We start from the raw sequence: 15,844 nt of genomic DNA on the forward strand, positions 1-15,844 counted from the left end.
CGCAGCCCGCCGCGTGGCGCGCCGTTGAGGGCGCCGCCGGGCCGGATCGGAGTCCGCGGCCCGGCGGCGCCGGTCGGTGGGCCCCCGTACGGGGGCGCGGCCGGTACGCCGTCCCGTTGGGACGCCGTACCGGTCCGGCTCAGCGGCCGCGCAGCCCCCGGTCCACGGCCGTGATCAGCTCGCCGTCGGCGGTGTCCGCGTCCAGCGACCAGAACATGGCGCCGCCGAGGCCCTCGTCGCGGACGTAGCGGCTCTTGGTGTGCAGCACCTGGGGGTCGTCGTAGGTCCACAGGGTGGTCCCGTCGAAGAGCCAGGCATGGCCGCCCTGCCGGTCGCGGTGGACCTGGTACGCCCCCGAACCGGCCAGCTGCTTCAGCACCTTGTAGTCCTCGTACCCGGCAGCCCAGGTGGCCGGCGCGGGCCCTGTCGCGGGTTGCCCCATGCCGTCCCCGCCACCGCTGACGCCGGTCCAGCCCTGCCCGTAGAACGGCATGCCCACCACCAGTTTGCCCGCGGGGGCGCCGCGCCGCTTCCAGGCTTCCACGGTCGAGTCGACGCTGAAGTCGTTGCGGGCGTACAGCGCGGACTGCTGGGCGGTGGTCTTCTCGCCGGAGACGTGGAAGTCGTAGCCCTGGAGGTTCACGAAGTCGAGGTCCCGCATGATCCGACGGACGTCGAAGCCCGCGTCGATCTTGGCGGGTGCGGTCGGGACGAAGGCCGTCAGCTCGTACGAGGACTTCCTGCGCTGGCTGCGCGCGTGGGCGTCGAGCTGGGTGCGGAACTCCTTCACGAGTTCGGTGAAGTTGCGCTTGTCCTCCGGCCGGAACGTCGTGTCGGTGTCACCCGCCGAGCCGGGCCACTCCCAGTCCAGGTCGATCCCGTCGAAGACCCCGGCGGCGGCGCCGGCGCCGCCGCGGGTGCCGTCCTGCGGCAGGTTGCCTTTGATGTACAGGTCGATGCAGGAGGCCACCAGGGCCTTGCGGGAGGCCGGGGTGAGGGCGGCGTCCGAGAAGTGGGTCGACCAGCTCCAACCACCCAGGGACACCAGCACCTTGAGACCCGGGTGCTTGGCCTTCAGCTCGCGGAGCTGGTTGAAGTTGCCGGCCAGCGGCTGGTCCCAGGTGTCGGCCACGCCGTCGACCGAGTTCGCGGCGTCCAGCGGGCGGGCGTAGTCGGCCCAGGCGTCGGCCTCCCCGGGCACGTTGCCCGTGAAGCACTTCCCTTCCGCGTTGATGTTGCCGAAGGCGTAGTTGATGTGGGTGAGCTTGGCGGCCGACCCGTTCGCTTCGAGGTCCTGGACCTGGAAGTCCCGTCCGTAGACGCCCCATTGGGTGAAGTAGCCGACCTTCCGGTACGCACGGTCGTGACCGCCGCCCGTCCGGTCGTCGCCGTGCGCGCCGGCGGCGGGCGCGAAGGCGGTCAGCAAGGAGAGGGAACAGACGGCGACGGCCATCCTGCCGAGCATGCTGCGGCGCATGGGCTTCCTTTGCGATGCGGGGAACGGTGCAGTGCGCGTGCCTGTGCACGCCGGAAACTATTGGTCTGGACCAGAGTGGGTCAAGGGGGTGGAGGGGGTCCTCTCGATCCGAACGGCCCCGTGGGCCTCCCGGGCCCGCGCCGGCGTCTCACGCAGCGGACGCCGACGGGGCCCGACGCGCCGAACGGATTCCGCCTCGCACCGCCCTGACCAGCGGTTTACCTGGGCGGGCGGAACCTTGACCCGGTTGCCCGCCGTATTCGGTGGATCTTCGGTTCGCCTCGTGTCATGGTTGGTCTCGCCGAAGGGGTGTAGCTCAGCTGGTCAGAGCGCCGGTCTCCAAAACCGAAGGCCGCAGGTTCGAATCCTGCCGCCCCTGCACCGTGCCGTGAGCCGTACGACGCCGGGCCGGACCCCGTGAAGGGGTCCGGCCCGGCGTCGTCAGAGCCGAACCGCCTTCCGGCGCCCCTGCGTTCTGCCGGTGAGGGCCGGGGGCCGGGGCCGGGGTGGGGGTCCGGGTCAGGCGGTGCCGGTGTCCGCGGCCGGCTCCTGGTAGCCGTACGGGCGCGTGATGATTTCCATGCCGTGCCCGGCCGGGTCGAGGAAGTAGACGCCGCGTCCGCCGTCATGGGTGTTGATCTCCCCGGGCAGCTTGCCGTGCGGATCCGCGAAGTACGCCCGGCCGGCTGCCCGGATCTTCCGGAACGCGGCGTCGAACTCCTCCTCGGAGAGGAGGAAGGCGTAGTGCTGCGGGGTGATGGACCCGGCCGGCACGGTGGCGAAGTCCAGGGTGACGCCGTTGCTGAGGTCGACGGGGACGAACGGCCCCGCCGCGGGCCCGACTTCGAGGCCGAGGACGTCCGCGAGGAAGGCGGCCGACTCCCGGTTGTCGAGGGAGTGGACGATCGTGTGGTTCAGTTCGACTGCCATGGGTGGATGCCTCCGAAAGGCATGTCACGGCGCCTCCATGCCTCACCCGGCCGGTGACCGACACGCGATGCCGTGGTCGCGATCGTAGACTCCGGCTCAGGGCGGAGTCCACCGCGAAACCCCCCGCGCGGGTTGTGCTGCCCGCACCGGCCGTGCCCGCACGCCGAAGGGGCCGGTGCCGCAAAGGGGCCTCGGTGCGCGCTGCGCGCCCGGTATCCGGTCCTCGTCTCCGGGAGGACCCGGGGAGGACCCGCCGCCCGCCCGGATCCCCGGGATGTCCACGCGCACCGGGCCGGCGATCCACCGTCAGGAGCACCTGTCGGACGACTGCCACCGTCCTCCCCGACGCCACGGCCCGCCCGCTGAGCCGGTGCTGCCAGGCCGGGGCGGCGGCCCCTGTGTCCGCACGGTGGCGTGCCGACCTCTGGTGGCGTCGCCGCCTCGCACTGGGTGGCCGGTGCGCCGCCCACCCTGCGGGGTCAGTGCTGGTGCCGGGGGCTAGGGTCGGGAGCAGCTGCCGCCTCCGTGAGGCGCCGTACGCCGCTGCCCGCACCCGGACGGGCTCACGGTCGGCGGACGGGCCAGAGGGCCCCCTGTCCCGCAGGTGGTGTGCCGCCTGAGGCCGGGCGGGGGTGGCCGGAGCCGCTGTCGGGGCGCTTTGTCCCAGATACGCGGATATCGTATGAGGTGTGATCGAGTCTGGACGGCCGCGGCTGCGTCGGCGCCGCGGTCGCGGGAGACTTGTGCGGCTGTCGCCGGTCATCCTGACCGTCGTCATCGCCGGCCTGGCCTACGCCACGCCGCCCGAAATGGCTTTCAGCCGCCTCCTGCCGGCGGCGCCTGCCCTCGCCGCCGCCATGTGGCCGGTGCTGCCCACCGTCCTGCTCGGGACCGTCTGCCTCCTGCTGATGATCGGCCTCGGCCTCGTCTTCCCCGACCTGGGGACGTGGTGGACGGCCGCCGGGATCATCGCGGTCACCGTGGCCGCTGCGTACGGGAGCCACGTCCGGCTCCAGCGGGAGCGCACCCTCATCCAGGTCCGGCTCGTCGCCGATGCCGCCCAGCAGGTGGTGCTCAGCCCCATGCCCCGCCGGTCCGGCAACGTCGAAATCGAGTCGCTCTACCTGGCGGCCGCTGCGGAGGCCCGGATCGGCGGGGACTTCTACGAGGTGGTCGACACGCCCTACGGGGTCAGGCTGCTCATCGGAGACGTACGGGGAAAGGGCCTGCCTGCCGTGGGGGCCGCGGCGGCGATCGTCAACGCCTTCCGGGAGGCCGCCTACGACGAGGCCGACATGATCAGCGTCGCGCGACGCCTCGACGCCAGCAGCACCCGCTACAACGCCGCCTTTCCCCCCGAGGGGCCGATCGAACGGTTCGCCACCGCCCTCCTCGTCGAGATCCCGCACTCCGGCGGCCGCATCGACATCCTCAACTGCGGGCACCCGCCACCCCTGCTCCTGAACCGCGGGGAACTGCGCGTCCTCGAACCTGCCTCCCCGTCGCCGCTGCTCAGCCTCGCCGACCTGATCGGTGACCATTACAGCGTCGACCGTTTCGACTTCGCTGCCGGAGACCTGCTGCTCCTCTACACCGACGGCATCGCCGAGGCGCGAGCCCGCGACGGCGAGTTCTTTCCGCTGGCCGCCTGGATGCGCCGCCAGCCCCGCACCCCGCCACGCGAACTCCTCACGACCCTGCACCGCGACCTCCTGCGGTACAGCAGAGGGCGCCTGGACGACGACGTCGCCGCCCTGGCCGTGCGCCTGCGTGAGCCGTGATCCGGCGACGGCCGGGCGGCCTGGCCGCCCCCGGCGGCCTCGTCGCGGTCCGGGTGGGCCTCCGTGACGTCCTGCACGGGACCGTCCGGCGGGTACGGGCAGGGGCCGTACGGCAGGACTACCAGGCCAGTTCCACATGGACGGTCTTGCCGACGCCGTCGGAGTGGACGCACACCTGGCGGGCCAGGCTCTCCACGATGGGCCACCCGCGGCCGCCCGTCCGATCGGGTGTCCGACACTGCGGGAGGGTGGGGTTGCCGTCCCGCACGGTGATCCCGATTCCGTCGGGCAGCAGGTCCAGCTCCAGGGCGAAGGGCCCCGGCGCGTGGCGGACCGCATTGGTCACCAGTTCGGAGACGACCAGCACGACGTCGTCGCGGAAGGGGTGACGGGCGTGCAGGGCGTGGTGGCGCAGGAAGTCGACCGCGGCTCCGCGGGCCGCGGCAATGCAGCCGGCGGCGCCGTCGAAGTCCACGCACACCTCCGCAGGAGGAGGGGCTTCGTGCGCAGGGGCCGGTGGGAGCTCCATCCGCCACTCCCTTTCCGCTGGGTGCCTCGGCGCCGGGCGTCCCGTGCCGTGGCGGAGCCGCGGCGGTGCAGAGGGCCTGCCGTCCGGGCTCGTCCTCACAGCAGGGTACCGAGCCCCGGGAGCCATGCTGACGGGTTCGCGCCCCCCGAGGTACGCGCTTTTGCGCCGATCCGCCCGTGCGTGTGGCGATCCGTTCGGTGAAACGGGTTCTCTTCTAGTGCAGATTCACTACTCTTGCCTGGTGCCCATGACCCAGACCGGGGGTTGCCACATGAGGGAGGCCGCGACATGACCGGCCCTGCATTCCAGGTCGCCCTGGCCTTCGACGCCGATGGGGCCTGCCTCCGGCTCGTCGGCGCGCTGGACCTGGACGGTACCGCGCAGTTGCGCACCGCCCTCGGCGACTGCCTCGCACTGGAGGCCGACCGCATCGTGCTCGACCTCTGGGACCTGCGGTTCTGCGACTGCGCGGGGCTGAACGTGGTGCTGGAGGCCAGAGCCGCGGCGGATAGGATCGGCATCGAGCTGCGCGTGGAGGGCGCCCTTGCGCAGGTGGCTCGGCTGTTCGCCCTCACGGGTGTCGACCAGCTGTTCGCCGACCCCGTGCCGCGTCTACCACCGAGGACCGTGTGATGCCTTCGACACCGCAGGTGCTGCCACCGGCAGAGCAGGCCGCACCGGACACGGCGCGGCACGGCGCCGGGGCGCACATCACCCTCCTGCTCGTCGAGGACCACGACATGGTGGCGGAGGCGATCCGGCTCGCCCTGGACCGCACCGACGACCTGAAGGTGGTCGGCCGCAGCCTGTCCCTGCAGGACGCACTCCGTGACGCCGCCCTGCTCCGCCCCGCCGTCGTGGTCCTGGACCGGCGGCTGCCGGACGGCGACGGCATCGCCGCCATCGCGGCGCTCAAGGCCGCTGCCCCCGGCGCCCGGGTCCTGGTCCTCACAGGTGAGGGGACCCCCGCCGTCGCCGCCCAGGTTGCCGAGGCCGGCGGTTCGGGCCTGATCCTCAAAGCCGGCAACCTCGCCGAACTCCAGGACGGCGTACGCCTGGTGGCCGCCGGTGAACCGGCCTTCAGCAAGGGCCTGCTGAGCGGGGCGCTGGACCGGCTGACCGGCCGGAGCGCCGACCCGGGCACCCGGCTCACCCCCCGCGAACGCGAGACCCTCGCCCTGCTCGGCGACGGTCTGGGCACCGCCGAGATCAGCCAGCGGCTCGGTGTCGCCCTCAACACCGCCAGGAACCACGTCCAGCGGGTCCTGGAGAAACTCGGCGCCCGCTCCCAACTGGAAGCCGTCGCGGTGGCCCGCCGGCAGGGCATCCTCCCGTGACCGCCACGCATCCCGCCGGGCCGGGCGGCGCCCTCGCCCCGACCGAGACGGCCTTCACCCTGCTCGTCTCCAGCGTCGTCGACTACGGCATCTTCATGCTCGACCCGACCGGCCGCGTGTCCAGCTGGAACGCCGGCGCCGAACGGATCAAGGGCTACCGGGCCACGGACATCATCGGCAAGCACTTCTCGGTCTTCTACCCGCCCGAGGACATCGCGGCGCGCAAACCCCACCTGGAGCTGGAAGCGGCCATCGCCGACGGCCGGCTGGAGGACGAAGGCTGGCGCATCCGCAAGGACGGCTCCCGCTTCTGGGCCAACGTGGTCATCACCCCCCTCTTCGACGAGACCGGCGAACTGCGCGGCTTCGGCAAGGTCACCCGGGACATGACCGAGCGCCGCGCCGCGGAACAGGCACTCACCGAACGCCGCCGCCTGTTCACCCACCTGGTGCAGGCGCAGGAGCTCGAACGCCGGCGCATCGCCTGGGACGTCCACGACGACACCATCCAGGCCATGGTCGCCGTCGGCATGCGCCTGCAGCTCCTCGCCGACACCGCCGACGAGCCCTACGCCCGCGAACTCACCCGGCTCGACGCCTCGGTACGCGAAGCCGTGGGCCGCCTGCGCAATCTCACCTTCCGCCTCCAGCCGCCCGGCATCGACCGGCACGGCCTGGTCGAATCGCTGTCCCAGCACCTCGACGAGGTGGTGAGCGGCGACTGGGGACTCACGCCGTCCCTGGAACACGACCTCACCGGGGAGCCCGCCCCGGAGACCGCGATCACCATCTTCCGCATCGTGCAGGAAGCGCTCCTGAACGTGCACAAGCACGCTCGCGCCCGCACCGTGCGGATCACCATCACCAGCGGGGACCGGGGGCTGCTGGTACGGGTCATCGACGACGGCACCGGGCAGCGGGCGCCCGTCCAGCGGCTGCACGAGCACTTCGGGCTGATGGAGATGCGCGAGCGGGCCGAGACCGCGGGCGGCTGGTGGACCCTGCGCAGCGAACCCGGCACCGGCACCACCGTGGAGTTCTGGGTACCCGACCTCCCGCCCGGCGTGCTCGACGAACCCCTCCCGGGCGCATCCGCCGGCGCCGTCGACTCCCCGACCGCGTCCCGGGAGCCGTCGTGACCGGTCCTGCCACGGCCCGAAGCCGCATCCGGGTCCTGATCTGCGACGACAACGACATGCTGCGCGCAGCGCTGTCGGACGTCATCCGCGCCCAGCACGACCTCACCCTGGTCGGCAGCGCAGCGGACGCCGCCGAGGCCGTCCGGCTCGCCACCGCCCGACTGCCGCACGTGGTCGTGCTCGACGTCCGCTTCCCCGGCGGCGGCCCCCACACCGCCCGGCAGATCATCGCCGCCGTTCCCGGCGTACGCATCCTCGTGCTCTCCGCCTACGGCGACCAGACCCCCCGCACCGACATGGCCGCGGCGGGCGTCTCCGGATACCTCGTCAAAGGCGTCACCAACGCCCGGCTCCTGAGCGAACTCCGAACCCTGGGGGCGCAGGCACTCGCCGCCGCCCCGCCCGCCACCGCCGCCGAGGGCGGCCCCGACAGCCGTCCGTGACCGCCCCCGGCCCCGCGCGGCCACCGGGCCCCCCGTTTCCCGCTGTCCTGTCGGTGGCGGGTGGCATCATCGCCGCCATGTCCGATCCCACACCTGCCATCACCGCGTACTGGGACGGCGCCGCGTCCGCGTTCGACGACGAGCCCGACCACGGGCTGCGCGACGGGCACACCCGCGACGCCTGGGCCCGCCTGCTGAGTTCCTGGATGCCGGCCGGACCGGCCGACGTCCTCGACGTCGGCTGCGGCACCGGATCGCTGGCCCTGCTGCTGGCGCAGGCCGGGCACCGCGTCACCGGGGTGGACCTCGCACCGCGGATGGTGCAGCGGGCCACGGCCAAGCTCGCCGCCGCGGGCCTGTCCGGCCGGTTCCTCGTCGGCGACGCCGCCCACCCGCCGACCGGGCCGGAGCGTTACGACGTCCTGCTCTGCCGCCACCTGGTGTGGACGCTGCCCGACCCCGAGGCCGCGCTCCGTACCTGGGTCGCCCGGTTGCGGCCGGGCGGCCGGCTGGTGCTCGTCGAGGGGCGGTGGCGGGAAGCCGGCCAGAGCGGCGAGCCCTACGTCGCCGGAGCGCAGTCGCTGCCCTGGTACGGCGGCGTCACCGCCGAGGAACTGGCCGCCGCGGTCCGCCCCCTGGCCGCCGACCTCCGCATCGAGCCGCTCAGCGGCGAACCCGCACTGTGGGGCGGCCCCGTCACCGACGAGAGGTACGCGCTGATCGCCCGGACCTGACCGTCCTGCGGGAGCCCGTCCGGGCATGGCCGGCCCCCTGACCGGCCGGCCCTCCTGTTCGAGCCGGCCCCCCGACGGGCCGGCCCCCCTGTCCGGGCCGAAAGGCGGTTGCGCGGGGCAGACGGCCGCGGATGCAATGGCCCCGTCGTCACCCGGCGCGCCCGCCCGCGGTGCGGGCCGGGTGAACGCGTACCACCCAGCCCGTCCGCGCTGCGGTCCGGACGGCCCGCCGGCGCACCGCCACGAGGGAGACCACCCCATGCATACGCCGCCGTCGACTCCTGCAGCGGTACGGGCCGGCGCGCCGCCCGTCCGGATCGGCGCGCTGGTTCCGCTGACGCGTCCCGGCTGGGTCGAGGCGGGCCGGCACCTGCTCGCCGGACTGGAGCTGGCCGTCGCCGATGCCAACGCCGCCGGAGGAATCCTCGGAAGACCGCTGGACCTGCTGGTCCGGGACACCGCGGCGGATCCCCGCCGCGCCGTCGCGGCCGTGGACGAACTGGCCCGGCTGGGCGTCGCCGCCGTGGCGGGGGAGTACCACAGCGTCGTCGCACGCGCCGCAGCCGGCAGGGCCGACGCCCTCGGCCTGCCGTTCCTCTGCTCGTCGGCGGTCCTGGACCGGCTCACCGAGCAGCCCACGCAGTGGGTCGCGCGGCTCGCCCCCGCGCAGTCCCACGGCTGGCGGGTGTACGCGGACTTCCTCCTGGACGCGGGTCACCGCCGCATCGCGGCGGCAGCCGAACCGAGCGCGTACTGGGCAGCCGGGACGGGCATCCTGCGGGACCACCTCGGTCCGCGCGGCGGCGACGTCCTCGCACTGGACCTGCGCGCACTCTCGCCGACGGCGGTGTGCGACGCCCTCGCCGACCATCGTGCGACAGCGCTCCTCCTCCTCCCCGGCCATCCCGATCCGGCCGTGCAGGTCGTCCGGTCCGTCCGTCGCGACGACCGCCTCGCCGGACTGCTGGTGGGGGCTCCGGCCGGACAGCCCGAATTCGCCTCCTGGGCGGAGCTGCTGGGCGGGGACGGCGCCGGCATCCCGTTCCTGCGCTACCTGCCCGAGCACCTCGGCCCCCTCGGTACCCGCGTCGGGACCGCCCTGCGCGAGCGGCTGGGCGAATCCCCCTCCTTCGTCGCGTTCGAGGGCTACGACACGGTCGCCGTCCTCGCCGGACTGCTGCGCTCCCACGGCCCGGACCGGGCGCGCACCGCCGACTCCTGGCCGCGCGTGGCCGTCGAGGGCACCCGCGGGCCGATCCGGTTCTCCCGCCCACCGGGCAGCGGCGTGTGGCAGTGGGCCTGGGCGCCGGTCCAGGTCGTGGACCGGGACCCGGCCGACCCGACCGCTTCCGGATCCTGCGCACCGTCTGAGCCCGCCCGCCGCCCGGTGCTCCCTCAGCCCGCAGCCCCCGCCCCCGCATCCGGGAGCGACCTCCTCGTTCCGGCCGGAAGGACCGCGGACCACCCGCGCACCCCGGGGCCTTCGCCCCGGTCAGGGCATGATGGGTTCATGAGAACGCATCCGGTGCTCGTCTACGACGGGGACTGCGGATTCTGCACGGCGTCGGCGAGGACGGTCCGGCGCCTGCTCGACCCCCGCTGCGAGTTCACCGCCTGGCAGGCCGCGGACCTGGACTCCCTCGGCGTCTCGCAGGAGCGGGCCGAGTACGAGGCGCTGTGGGTGACCCCCCGCGGGGAGGTCTACGGCGGCGCCCAGGCGGTGGCGAGGCTGCTGCTGCGCGCCGGCGGCGCCTGGGCCGTCCCGGGCGCACTCCTCACCCTGCCACCGCTGCGCTGGATCGCGCACGCCGTCTACCGGGTCGTCGCGGCCAACCGCCGGCGGCTGCCCGGCTGGACACCGACCTGCGCGGCCCTTCCCCCACGGCCGTCCCCACCAGCCCCTCCAGAAGTCCGCAGCCCCAGCTGACGGTCCCCTGCCGCCGGCGCGCAGCCCCGCGGGACGGCGCGGTCATTCCACCTGGGCGACCAGACGGCCGTGCTCCATGTCCTGCGGCGTCAGAGCCAGGAGGGAGGAGCCCGGACCGTCGAAGGCGGTGCGCAGGACGCTCCGGGCCTGGGCGTACGCGCGGGCGGCTGCGGGGTCGCAGGCCTCCGGCACCCAGGAGACCATGACCAGTTCGTTCCTCCGGGTCCCGTCGGAGGTCGCATAGGCGAGCTCGTAGAGGACGATGCGGGGCTGGTCCACGGGCAGCGCTGCCACCAGCTCCTCGTGCGTCACATTGCCCTGCGATTCGACGGTGATGCCGTCCAGGGCGCTGTTGAGCCGGTACACCACGGCGTTGACGTCCCGTTTGGTCCGTACGTCGTGGAACGCGCCGGTGCAGCTGCCGTCCATGCCGATTCCAGTGGTCACAGCAGTCCTTCCGTCGAGTGCGGGCGGTGGCTCAACGAACACGGCAGCGTGACGTTTCGCCCGGCCGCGCCGCCGCGCGCGCCGCCGGCACATCCGAGGCCCGCCCGCGCGAACGGCGCCGCCGGACCGGATGCGCCCATCGGGTGGACCGGGGGCCCGGATCGTCTGAGGGACCCGCCCCCAGGGGGACGAATGTCTCGCCCGGCCAAGGGGAAAGCGGCCGAGCGCATCTGTTTGCCCCGTGAGTACGGAACAGATGTCACGCACTGCTTACGACACGGAGGCCTGGATGCAAGCGAAGTCGGCTGCTCGGCGTCTCGAGGCGGCCTCCCACCGGCCGGGCGCACCCGCATCTGCACCCGCATCTGCACCCGCGCCCGCCCGCGAGCCCGCCCGCGAACCCACCGCCGAGCCCACCGCCCGCCCCCGCACGGAGACCGTCGACACGGCAGCGGTCGACGCGGACGTGGTGGGCGCGGTCACCCGCGAACTCCACCACGTCTGCGGCGAGTTCGTCAGCCGCAGCCGTTCCCTCGACCCCGTCTTCGCCACCGACATCGCGGAACGGCTGGCCGCCTTCACCCTCGACGGCGGCTCCCGCATCCGCCCCCGGTTCCTCTGGTGGTCCCTGCGCGCCTGCGGCGGTACGGACACCCGCGCGGCCGCGGCCCTGGGCATCGCCGCAGCGCTCGAACTCATCCAGAGCTGCGCCCTGGTGCACGACGACGTCATGGACCGGTCGGCCGTCCGCCGCGGCCGCCCCTCCTTCCACGCCCAGCTCACGGACCAGTATCCGCAGGCCCCGCACCGGAAGGAGTCCGGCGGGCCGTCACCGTTCGCCCTGTCGGGCGCCGTCCTCGCCGGCGACCTCGCGCTGTCCTGGGCCGACGACCTCGTCGCCGCCGTCGACCTCGAACCGGCCGTGCGCACCGAGGTCCTGCGGATCTGGCGGGCCATGCGCATGGAGATGATCGCCGGCCAGTACCTCGACCTGCACGGGCAGACCACCTCCTCCCGCTCGACCGCCCGGGCCGTCCGCACCATCTGCCTCAAGACCGCCCGCTACACGGTGGAGCAGCCCCTGGCCCTGGGCGCGGCGCTGGCCGGAGCAGACGAGGACACCGCGCGCGCCCTGGCCGACGCCGGCCGGTTCGCCGGCATCGCCTTCCAGTTGCGCGACGACCTCCTCGGCGTCTTCGGTGACCCCGAGGTGACGGGAAAGCCCTCGGGCGAAGACCTCCGCACCGGGAAGGCCACCTACCTGCTGGCGCTGGCCCACGCCCGGGCCCGCGCCACCGGCGCGACCGGCGTCACCGCACTTCTCGACGACTACCGCACGAGCACCGACCGGTCGGCCGCCGCACTCACCCGCGTCCGTGAAGCCCTGCGCTCCACCGGGGCCCCCGCCCTGGTCGAACGGCGCATCACGGGTCTGGCCCGCGCCTCACGGCGCCGCCTGGCGGACGCCCGGCTGCACGGCCCCGCCGCCGGACACCTCGCCGCACTGCTGAGCCACGTCGCCTCACCGCCCCACACGGCCGTCCGCACCCCTGCGCCGGCCACCCGCCACGGGAGGACCCCATGAAGACCGTCACCGGGCGCACCGACCACGTGGTGGTGGTCGGCGCCGGACTCGCGGGCCTCTCCGCCGCCCTCCACCTCCTCGGTGCGGGCCGCCGCGTCACCCTCGTCGAACGCGACCCGCTCCCCGGCGGCCGGACCGGCCGGGCCGAACGCGACGGCCACCTGTTCGACACCGGCCCCACCGTGCTCACCATGCCGCACCTGCTGGAGGAGGCCTTCGCCGCCGTCGGCCGGAACATGTCCGACCTGCTGACCCTGCACCCCCTCCACCCCGCCTACCGCGCCCGGTTCGCGGACGGCAGCAGCCTCGACGTCCACACCGACGCCCAGGCGATGGAAGCCGAGATCGAACGTTTCGCCGGCAGCCGCGAGGCCGCGGGCTACCGGCGTCTGCGGCAGTGGCTGCACAGCCTCTACCGCGTCCAGATGGGCCGGTTCATCGAAACGAACTTCGACTCGCCCTTCTCCCTCCTCCACCCGGACCTGGCCCGCCTCGCCGCGCTCGGCGGATTCGGGCGCCTCCAGCCGAAGATCGGACAGTTCGTCAAGGACGAACGGCTCCAGCGGGTCTTCTCCTTCCAGGCCCTCTACGCGGGCGTCCCACCGGCCCGCGCCCTCGCCGCGTACGCCGTCATCGCCTACATGGACACCATCGCCGGCGTGTACTTCCCCGAAGGCGGCATGCACGCCGTACCGGCAGCCCTGTCACGCGCCGCAGCGGAGGCCGGCGCCACCCTCCTGCACGGGCAGACGGTCACCCGCCTGGAACGCGCCGGCGACCGGATCACCGCCGTGGTCACCGACCGGCAGCGGATCCCCTGCGACGCGGTCGTCCTCACCCCGGACCTGCCGGCCGCCTACCGGCTGCTCGGCGCCCGCCCGCGCCGGCCGCTCGCCCTGCGGCACGCACCGTCCGCCGTCGTCCTGCACGCCGGCACCGACCGCACCTGGCCCGGACTGGCCCACCACACCCTGTCCTTCGGTGCCGCCTGGAAGACGACCTTCCGCGAACTCACCCGCACGGGAAGCCTGATGAGCGACCCCTCGCTCCTCATCACCCGGCCCACCGCCACCGACCCGTCCCTCGCCCCGCCGGGAAAGCACACGCACTACGTGCTCGCCCCCTGCCCCAACACCACCGTCGGCCCCACCGCCGCCACCTGGAAGGACCTCGGGCCCCGCTACCGGGACAGCCTGCTGCGCGAACTGGAGCGCCGCGGCATCACCGGCTTCGAGGCCGCCATCGACACCGAGCTCCTCGTCACCCCCGCCGACTGGATCGCGCAGGGGCACGCCGCCGGCACCCCCTTCTCCGTCGCCCACACCTTCCCGCAGACCGGACCCTTCCGCCCCCGCAACCTCGTACGGGGCACCGCCAACGCCGTCCTCGCCGGCTGCGGCACGACCCCCGGCGTCGGCGTCCCCACGGTCCTGGTCTCCGGACGCCTCGCCGCCGCCCGCATCACCGGTCTGCCCGGTGCCCGCCCTCCGCGCGTCCCCCTGCCCGGAGCCGTGAAAGGCAGCTCCGCATGACCCGACGCGAACTCGACGCCGCCCGCCTCACCGACCCGGCGCTGCGCGCGGCCTACGCGCGCTGCCGCCGGCTCAACGCACGCCACGGCAAGACGTACTTCCTCGCCACCCGGCTCCTGCCCGCGTCCCGCCGGCCCGCCGTCCACGCCCTGTACGGCTTCGCCCGGCTCGCCGACGACATCGTCGACGACCTGGACGGGCCCGCCACGCCTGGCGAACGCGCCCGCCGGCTCCAGGACCTCTCGCTCGACCTCCGCACCGCGATGACCGGCGGCCCGGGCCACCACCCGGTCGTCACCGCCGTCGCCCACACCGCACACCAGTACCGCATCCCCCACCGGCACTTCGACGACTTCCTCACCTCCATGCGCAGCGACCTCACCGTCACCGACTACGCCACCCTGGACGACCTGCGCGGCTACATGCACGGATCCGCCGCCGTCATCGGACTCCAGATGCTCCCGGTACTCGGCCACACCGCCCCCCGCAGCGAAGCCGCCCCGCACGCCGCCGCACTGGGGGAGGCGTTCCAGCTCACCAACTTCCTGCGCGACGTCGGCGAGGACCTCGACCGCGACCGCGTCTACCTGCCCGCCGACCTGCTGGCGTCCGAGGGCGTGGACCGGGACCTGCTGCGCTGGAGCAGACGCACCGGCCGCGACGACCCCCGCATCCTGCGCGCCCTGCGCTCCGCCGCCGCCCTGACCCGCCGCTTCTACGCGACCGCCGAACCGGGCCTGGCCATGCTCGAACCGGTCTCCCGCCCCTGCGTCCGCACCGCCTTCATCCTCTACGGGGAGATCCTCGACGCGGTCGCCCGCGACGGGTACGCCAGCCTCCACCGCCGCTCCACCGTCCCCCTCCGCCGCCGGGCAGCCGTCGCGGCCGTCGGCCTGGCGAAGATCGCCGCGACCCGGCTGCGTGCACCCGCCGCGGCCGCCCCCCTCCCACCCGCCGTCGAGGAGCCCTCACGATGAGCCCGCGCGCCCCCCGCGGCCGCCGCCTGCCGGTCAGCGTCCGCCGCCACCCGGTGGCCTGGCACCGCCAGCGGTCCACCTGGAAGGACGCCTCGCCCGCCCTGATCGGCGCCGCCCTCGCCCGAGCCCGCGCCCGGCCCTCGGGCAACTGGTACGTCCTGGGGCCCAGCAGCGCCGTCCGCCCCGGCGCCGGGTACGGGCGCACCGTGGCCGGCACGGAGGTCGTGGCCTGGCGCGACGCCCGGGGGGCGCTCGTCGCCGGCCCGGGTGCCTGCCCGCACCTCGGCGCCGCCCTGGCCCAGGCTCCCGTCGTCTGCGGCACCCTGGTCTGCCCCTGGCACGGCCTGGCGCTCGACGGCGCCCCCTTCGGCGGATGGAACCCTTACCCGGCGCACGACGACGGGGTTTTGGCCTGGGTGCGGCTGGACGGCCCGGGTGGCGAAGAGCCCTGCGACAGGCCCGCGGTGCCGGCGCGCCCGCCCGCAGACCTCTCCCTGACCGCCGTCTACACCGGCACGGGCGCCTGCGATCCGGAGGACGTCGTCGCCAACCGGCTGGACCCCTGGCACGGCGCCTGGTTCCACCCGTACTCCTTCGTCGACCTCACCGTCCTCGACGACGGCGCGGCCGGCGACGTCCTGACCGTGCAGGTCTCCTTCAAGCTGGCCCGCCGTCTCGTCGTGCCCGTCACCGCGGAGTTCAGCGCCCCCGGCCCCCGTACCGTCGTCATGCGCATCACCGAGGGCGAAGGCGTCGGCTCCGTCGTCGAAACCCACGCCACCCCGCTGGGCGCAGGCTCCGACGGCCGCCCCCGCACCCTGGTCACCGAGGCCGTCGTCGCCGCCTCGCACCGCCCTGGCTTCGCCCTCGCCCGCACCGCCGCCCCGCTCCTGCGGCCCCTCATGCGACGGGCGGCAGGCCGCCTGTGGCAGGACGACCTCGCCTACGCGGAGCGCCGCTGGGAGCTGCGCAGCACCGGCCGCTTCCCCGGCTGACCCGGCACCGG

Annotated in this window: 15 protein-coding genes, 1 tRNA gene and 1 pseudogene; 13 read left to right on the forward strand and 4 right to left on the reverse strand. The window is 74.3% G+C overall.

Annotation, left to right across the window (positions count from 1 at the left end; translation table 11 throughout):
- Nucleotides 1-139: 139 nt before the first annotated feature.
- A complete protein-coding gene (locus ACLJTM_RS14170; RefSeq protein WP_411103892.1) occupies nucleotides 140-1,477 on the reverse strand; it encodes a glycoside hydrolase family 18 protein in 1,338 nt (445 codons plus the stop codon).
- 305 nt (nucleotides 1,478-1,782) lie between these two features.
- On the opposite strand from ACLJTM_RS14170, the gene ACLJTM_RS14175 reads away from it, so the two are divergent.
- Nucleotides 1,783-1,856 (forward strand) — tRNA-Trp (locus ACLJTM_RS14175).
- 140 nt (nucleotides 1,857-1,996) lie between these two features.
- Here the strand turns inward: ACLJTM_RS14175 and ACLJTM_RS14180 are convergent.
- Complete coding sequence (locus ACLJTM_RS14180; protein WP_411103893.1) at nucleotides 1,997-2,407, reverse strand: VOC family protein; 411 nt, start codon at nucleotides 2,405-2,407, stop codon at nucleotides 1,997-1,999.
- Between the two features lie 743 nt (nucleotides 2,408-3,150).
- Here ACLJTM_RS14180 and ACLJTM_RS14185 point away from each other — a divergent pair.
- Nucleotides 3,151-4,188 carry a PP2C family protein-serine/threonine phosphatase gene (locus ACLJTM_RS14185; RefSeq protein ID WP_411103894.1) on the forward strand — a complete coding sequence of 346 codons (1,038 nt, stop codon included), beginning with the start codon at nucleotides 3,151-3,153 and terminating at the stop codon, nucleotides 4,186-4,188.
- A gap of 118 nt (nucleotides 4,189-4,306) precedes the next feature.
- Here ACLJTM_RS14185 and ACLJTM_RS14190 read toward each other — a convergent pair whose 3' ends face one another.
- Entirely contained in the window at nucleotides 4,307-4,717 is a 411-nt protein-coding gene (locus tag ACLJTM_RS14190; RefSeq protein WP_411103895.1) for an ATP-binding protein, read from the reverse strand.
- A 288-nt stretch (nucleotides 4,718-5,005) separates the two neighbouring features.
- Between ACLJTM_RS14190 and ACLJTM_RS14195 the strand changes: the two genes are divergently transcribed.
- From ACLJTM_RS14195 to ACLJTM_RS14225, 7 genes and pseudogenes are all read left to right on the forward strand, one after another.
- Nucleotides 5,006-5,350, forward strand: coding sequence for an STAS domain-containing protein (locus tag ACLJTM_RS14195; protein WP_411103896.1), 345 nt, complete (start codon nucleotides 5,006-5,008; stop codon nucleotides 5,348-5,350).
- Nucleotides 5,350-6,054: a response regulator transcription factor gene (locus tag ACLJTM_RS14200; RefSeq protein WP_411103897.1), complete on the forward strand. Its 705-nt coding sequence runs from the start codon at nucleotides 5,350-5,352 to the stop codon at nucleotides 6,052-6,054. Before ACLJTM_RS14195 ends, ACLJTM_RS14200 begins: the two co-directional genes overlap by 1 nt.
- Nucleotides 6,051-7,193, forward strand: a complete 1,143-nt coding sequence (locus tag ACLJTM_RS14205) for a PAS domain S-box protein (protein WP_411103898.1) — start codon at nucleotides 6,051-6,053, stop codon at nucleotides 7,191-7,193. The genes ACLJTM_RS14200 and ACLJTM_RS14205 overlap by 4 nt, the downstream gene beginning before the upstream one ends.
- A complete protein-coding gene (locus tag ACLJTM_RS14210; RefSeq protein WP_411103899.1) occupies nucleotides 7,190-7,636 on the forward strand; it encodes a response regulator transcription factor in 447 nt (148 codons plus the stop codon). The genes ACLJTM_RS14205 and ACLJTM_RS14210 overlap by 4 nt, the downstream gene beginning before the upstream one ends.
- 77 nt (nucleotides 7,637-7,713) lie before the next feature.
- Nucleotides 7,714-8,370 (forward strand): class I SAM-dependent methyltransferase, encoded by a 657-nt coding sequence (locus tag ACLJTM_RS14215; RefSeq protein ID WP_411103900.1) that lies wholly within the window; start codon nucleotides 7,714-7,716, stop codon nucleotides 8,368-8,370.
- Nucleotides 8,371-8,629: 259 nt separating this feature from the next.
- Nucleotides 8,630-9,741, forward strand: a pseudogene (locus tag ACLJTM_RS14220) (ABC transporter substrate-binding protein).
- A 139-nt stretch (nucleotides 9,742-9,880) separates the two neighbouring features.
- Nucleotides 9,881-10,297, forward strand: a complete 417-nt coding sequence (locus ACLJTM_RS14225; RefSeq protein ID WP_411103901.1) for a thiol-disulfide oxidoreductase DCC family protein — start codon at nucleotides 9,881-9,883, stop codon at nucleotides 10,295-10,297.
- A 42-nt stretch (nucleotides 10,298-10,339) separates the two neighbouring features.
- Here ACLJTM_RS14225 and ACLJTM_RS14230 read toward each other — a convergent pair whose 3' ends face one another.
- Nucleotides 10,340-10,744 (reverse strand): hypothetical protein, encoded by a 405-nt coding sequence (locus ACLJTM_RS14230; RefSeq protein ID WP_411103902.1) that lies wholly within the window; start codon nucleotides 10,742-10,744, stop codon nucleotides 10,340-10,342.
- Between the two features lie 256 nt (nucleotides 10,745-11,000).
- Here ACLJTM_RS14230 and ACLJTM_RS14235 point away from each other — a divergent pair, with 256 nt between their 5' ends.
- From ACLJTM_RS14235 to ACLJTM_RS14250, 4 genes are read left to right on the forward strand one after another with little or no spacing between them, the layout of a single operon-like run.
- On the forward strand, nucleotides 11,001-12,329 hold the full coding sequence (locus ACLJTM_RS14235) for a polyprenyl synthetase family protein (protein WP_411103903.1): 1,329 nt from the start codon (nucleotides 11,001-11,003) through the stop codon (nucleotides 12,327-12,329).
- Entirely contained in the window at nucleotides 12,326-13,861 is a 1,536-nt protein-coding gene (locus tag ACLJTM_RS14240) for a phytoene desaturase (protein WP_411103904.1), read from the forward strand. The genes ACLJTM_RS14235 and ACLJTM_RS14240 overlap by 4 nt, the downstream gene beginning before the upstream one ends.
- Complete coding sequence (locus tag ACLJTM_RS14245; protein ID WP_411103905.1) at nucleotides 13,858-14,838, forward strand: phytoene/squalene synthase family protein; 981 nt, start codon at nucleotides 13,858-13,860, stop codon at nucleotides 14,836-14,838. Before ACLJTM_RS14240 ends, ACLJTM_RS14245 begins: the two co-directional genes overlap by 4 nt.
- Complete coding sequence (locus ACLJTM_RS14250) at nucleotides 14,835-15,833, forward strand: DUF5914 domain-containing protein (protein WP_411103906.1); 999 nt, start codon at nucleotides 14,835-14,837, stop codon at nucleotides 15,831-15,833. The genes ACLJTM_RS14245 and ACLJTM_RS14250 overlap by 4 nt, the downstream gene beginning before the upstream one ends.
- Nucleotides 15,834-15,844 lie beyond the last annotated feature (11 nt).

This window comes from Streptomyces sp. cmx-4-9, from assembly GCF_046548835.1.
In the GTDB taxonomy this organism is placed as follows: Bacteria; Actinomycetota; Actinomycetes; order Streptomycetales; family Streptomycetaceae; genus Streptomyces.

Bases quoted from the DNA above. Each gene is read 5' to 3' on its own strand.
- ACLJTM_RS14170 (WP_411103892.1), bottom strand. From the start codon at position 1,477: ATGCGCCGCAGCATGCTCGGCAGGATGGCCGTCGCCGTCTGTTCCCTC.
- ACLJTM_RS14200 (WP_411103897.1), top strand. From the start codon at position 5,350: ATGCCTTCGACACCGCAGGTGCTGCCACCGGCAGAGCAGGCCGCACCG.
- ACLJTM_RS14195 (WP_411103896.1), top strand. From the start codon at position 5,006: ATGACCGGCCCTGCATTCCAGGTCGCCCTGGCCTTCGACGCCGATGGG.
- ACLJTM_RS14190 (WP_411103895.1), bottom strand. From the start codon at position 4,717: ATGGAGCTCCCACCGGCCCCTGCGCACGAAGCCCCTCCTCCTGCGGAG.
- ACLJTM_RS14245 (WP_411103905.1), top strand. From the start codon at position 13,858: ATGACCCGACGCGAACTCGACGCCGCCCGCCTCACCGACCCGGCGCTG.
- ACLJTM_RS14235 (WP_411103903.1), top strand. From the start codon at position 11,001: ATGTCACGCACTGCTTACGACACGGAGGCCTGGATGCAAGCGAAGTCG.
- ACLJTM_RS14240 (WP_411103904.1), top strand. From the start codon at position 12,326: ATGAAGACCGTCACCGGGCGCACCGACCACGTGGTGGTGGTCGGCGCC.
- ACLJTM_RS14250 (WP_411103906.1), top strand. From the start codon at position 14,835: ATGAGCCCGCGCGCCCCCCGCGGCCGCCGCCTGCCGGTCAGCGTCCGC.
- ACLJTM_RS14225 (WP_411103901.1), top strand. From the start codon at position 9,881: ATGAGAACGCATCCGGTGCTCGTCTACGACGGGGACTGCGGATTCTGC.
- ACLJTM_RS14180 (WP_411103893.1), bottom strand. From the start codon at position 2,407: ATGGCAGTCGAACTGAACCACACGATCGTCCACTCCCTCGACAACCGG.
- ACLJTM_RS14215 (WP_411103900.1), top strand. From the start codon at position 7,714: ATGTCCGATCCCACACCTGCCATCACCGCGTACTGGGACGGCGCCGCG.